Source organism: Methylobacterium sp. WL116 (assembly GCF_008039455.1).
Taxonomy (GTDB): Bacteria; Pseudomonadota; Alphaproteobacteria; order Rhizobiales; family Beijerinckiaceae; genus Methylobacterium.
Genome location: NZ_VRUV01000439.1, coordinates 1 through 3,881 on the forward strand (window position 1 = coordinate 1; position 3,881 = coordinate 3,881).

The 3,881-nt window shown below is 72.0% G+C and carries 3 protein-coding genes; 2 read left to right on the top strand and 1 reads right to left on the bottom strand.

The genetic code is table 11. The features are described 5' to 3' along the window. On the bottom strand, positions 1-588 hold a 588-nt coding region (locus FV223_RS22290; RefSeq protein WP_147729041.1), incomplete at its 3' end, for a thiamine phosphate synthase. Between the two features lie 250 nt (positions 589-838). On the opposite strand from FV223_RS22290, the gene FV223_RS22295 reads away from it, so the two are divergent. Further along, positions 839-1,819: a hypothetical protein gene (locus FV223_RS22295; protein WP_147729042.1), complete on the top strand. Its 981-nt coding sequence runs from the start codon at positions 839-841 to the stop codon at positions 1,817-1,819. Positions 1,820-2,012: 193 nt separating this feature from the next. Further along, positions 2,013-3,881, top strand: a 1,869-nt coding sequence (locus FV223_RS32455; RefSeq protein WP_147729043.1) for a phosphatase PAP2 family protein, incomplete at its 3' end; no start/stop codon positions are given.

A 3,881-nucleotide genomic window follows, 5' to 3' on the forward strand; every position in this document is an offset into this window, starting at 1 on the left:
GGCGTTGCTCGCGTCGATGCCGGCGATCGCGCCGACCGGCACCGCGGTGCCGCGGGCGAGCCTGGCGCGGAACGCGATCCGCGCGAATCCGTCGAGGCCGACCGGCGGATCCGGGTTGTCCTTGCTGGTCGTGGCGAAGACGCCGCCGATGCAGGCGTAATCCACCGGCAGCCGATAGAGCTCGTCGGCCTGCGCGCCGGTCTTCAGCGTCAACCCGACGATCGCCCGGTCGCCGAGCAGCCGGCGGGCATCGGCCGGGTGCAGATCCGACTGGCCGAGATGCACGCCCTCGCAACCCGCGGCCAGCGCGAGGTCAACCCGGTCGTTGACCAGCAGCGGCGCGCGGCCGGCGAGGGCCGCATGGATCGCGCGGATGCGGGCGAGCGCGGCTCGGGCGTCGGCGATGTCCTTCTCGCGATACTGGAACAGGGTGCAGCCCCCGGCGACCGCCGCCGCCGCCATGTCGGCGAGGCGAGGCCCGTCGTTGCCGCAGACGCCGACGTCGAGGAGACCGTAGAGGCGCAGGTCGACCGTCGGACCGGACGCCCGGCCGGTCGTCGCGTTTCCGAGGCTGCCGCCCGCCTGCATCGCCCGCCTCCTCGCGACCGGCTGTCGTCCCGGCGCGTTCGGCCCTGTCTGGCCACCGCAGAGCCGCTTAGCAAGCGCTTTCGGCCTCGGAGGCAAGAGGGCGCCATCCCCGCCGGAATGTCGGCGCCGCGTTGACGGATTGCGGCCGTTTGCGGCTTAAGCAACGACAGGTCGATGCGCGGCCGCTCCATCGACGACCGCTCGGCCTTGGGCGGCGGGTCATGCGATGGACAGGGCGACGGGAAAGACGATGTCGGCGGACTTGCGCGCGGCCGGGACGGTGCCCAGCCCCTCCTCCGTGGGGCTCGCCGCGGCGATCATCGCCGCCACCGAGGGCGAGCCGCGGGCGCTGACCGTCCAGGTGGCCGACCAGGCCGCGGGACGCGGCGACGGGCTGCCGGCCGGGCCGCTCGTGTCGGAGCATGCCACCCTGGAGCGCGGCCTGCGCGCCTGGGTCGAGCGCCAGACCCACCAGCGCCTGGGCTACGTCGAGCAGCTCTACACCTTCGGCGACCGCGACCGGCAGGCCGACGCCAGGGCAGGCGTCCACACCCTGTCGGTGGCCTACCTCGCCCTCGTGCGCGAGGAGCGCCCGGCGGGCCTGGCCGAGGCGGCCTGGCGCAACTGGTACCGCTACCTGCCCTACGAGGATTTCCGGAAGGGCCGGCCGCCCGAGCTCGACGCGATCGAGGCCGAGCTGCTGGCCTGGGCCGGCGCGCCGACCGATGCCAAGCTCCGGCGCTCGCGCGCGGACCGCCTCGGCCTCACCTTCGGCCTCAACGGCGCGACCTGGAACGAGGAGCGCGTGCTGGAACGCTACGAGCTGCTGTTCGAGGCGGGGCTGATCCCGGAAGCCGCCGGCAATGCCGGGCCCGCGCGCCCCGGCGACCCGACGGGGGTGCCGATGGCGTTCGACCATCGCCGGGTGCTCGCCACCGCGATCGGACGCCTGCGCGGCAAGATCAAGTATCGCCCGGTGGTGTTCGAGCTGATGCCGCCGCACTTCACGCTGCTCCAGCTTCAGCGCACCGTCGAGGCCCTGTCGGGAACGCAGCTCCACAAGCAGAACTTCCGCCGGCTGGTGGCGCAGCAGGGGCTGGTGGAGGAGACCGAGGGCGTCACCAGCGGCACCGCCGGGCGGCCGGCGCGCCTGGTCCGCTTCCGCCGCGAGGTCCTGCTCGAGCGCCCCGCCCCCGGCCTGCGCCTGACGCCGTCGCGCCGGTCGCAGTGATGCGAGCCGGCAAAGTCATCCTCGAGACGCCGTGTTCCGGGCCGAGATATTTAGCCAGCACATGATATACTTGTTGCTTTTCAGCAACCCCACGTACTTCTCAATATTATGACTGGATTATGACGAAGACTCCGACGTAGACTTCGCTAGTCCTGCTCTCCGAACGCCGAAGATCGGCACGAGGGGACGAATCATGGACTTCAAGCAGGGTGTCTCGATCGCCGCGGTGGTCGTCGCGGCCTATGGGCCGGCAGCCGTCCAGGCGCAGACCGCGAACACGACGCCGGCCAACGTCAACGTGCTGAACCTGCTCGCGCCGTTCCTCTCGCTGAACGGAACGGCGATCGGGCAGCAGACGCTGCAGCTCAATCTCTCGCAGGCCATCGCCCAGAACCAGGGCGCCTCGGTCGCCGACCAGCAGCGGGCGATCAGCGACAAGGCGCTGCCCGGAAGCGCCGCCTTCGCGACGACGATCACCCTCCTCGACGGGACGCGGGTCAATCTCGGGCCGGGCGACAACCTCGCGGGCGGCCTGCCGCTGCAGGCGGCCCAGAGCCCGGGCGGCCTCAACCCCTACCAGCCCGTGGGCGGGCTCGGGCCGCAGCTCGGCGCGATCTACCAGACCGGCATCCGGGCGAGCACCGCGACGAGCGGGCCGCTCACCAACACCTTCAACCTCCTGAATCAGGCCTACACGGTGCTCAGCGCCAACCTCGGCGTGGCGAAGCAATACTTCGCGAACGGGGCAGCGAACAACCCGAGCACCGTGCCCACCGGCTACGTGCCGATCCCGGCGGTGGCGCCGGCCGGCTACACCCTGCCCACCGGCCCCTACACGATCCCCGCCGGCTCGCCCGCAGGCGCGGCCGGGACGACCGGCACGCTGCCCAACCGCTTCGACAGCGTCCTCGACCTCGCCTACGGCGTCCGCAACACGCAAGCGGGCCAGGACGTCTACGGCTCCTCGCGGCCGATCCAGGTCGCCGCGAGCCGCTACAACGTGTTCGACCCGACGGCGCTGAGCGGCATCGCCACCAACCCGTCCTTCCCGAGCGGGCACACCCAGTACGCCTATACCGACGGCTACCTGCTGGCGATGCTGGTGCCGCAGCAGTACCAGAACATGCTGCTGCGCGCCTCGGACTACGCCAACGACCGCATCGTGCTCGGCGTGCACTATCCGCTCGACATCATCGCCTCGCGCGCCTTCTCGGCCTACGATCTCGCCCAGACCTTCACCAACCCGGCCTACATCAACAACGCCGCGACGACGGGCACGGCGATCAACATGCCGGGCCTGTTCACCCGGGCCGCGGCGGAGCTGCAGGCCTACGAGGCGGCGCAGTGCGGGAACACCGTCGCGGCCTGCGCGGCGAGTGCCGCCAACACCGCGAGCAACCCGTACGTGCCCTCCGCCGCCAACCAGGCGCTGTACCAGGCCCGCCTGACCTACGGCCTGCCGACCCTCACCTTCGCCCAGGCGCCGCGCGAGACGGCGCCCGTCAACGGCCCCGACGCCTCGATCCTGCTGGCGCCGCTCTACGGCGGCAGCACGACCGCCGCCAGGACGATCGCGCCGAACGGCGGCCTCTACGGCAACCTGCAGACCGGCACGATCAACCAGATCCTCGTCAACACCGAGACCAACGCGCTCGCCGCCTTCTACGGCACGGCGCTGAGCTACTGGAGCCGTCTCGACCTGTACTCGGCCGCCGGCTACTTCGGGAACGTCACCGGCACCCTGCGGATGGATGCCGCCGACGCGCTGACGACGAACGTCGCCGTCGGCAACGGCGGCGCGCTCTACGCCAACGGCACGATCGCCGGCCTCGCCACGGTCAACGACGGCGGCCTGCTCGGCGGCACCGGCACGGTCGGCGGCATCAGCGCGCTTTCGGGCGGCACGGTGGCGCCGGGCAACTCCATCGGCACGCTCACCGTCGCGGGCAACGCGGCGTTCGCGGCCGGCTCGGTGTTTCAGGTCGAGGCCAACGCCGCCGGCCAGTCCGACCGGCTCGCGGTCGCCGGCACGGCGACGCTCGCCGGCGGCACCGTGCAGGTG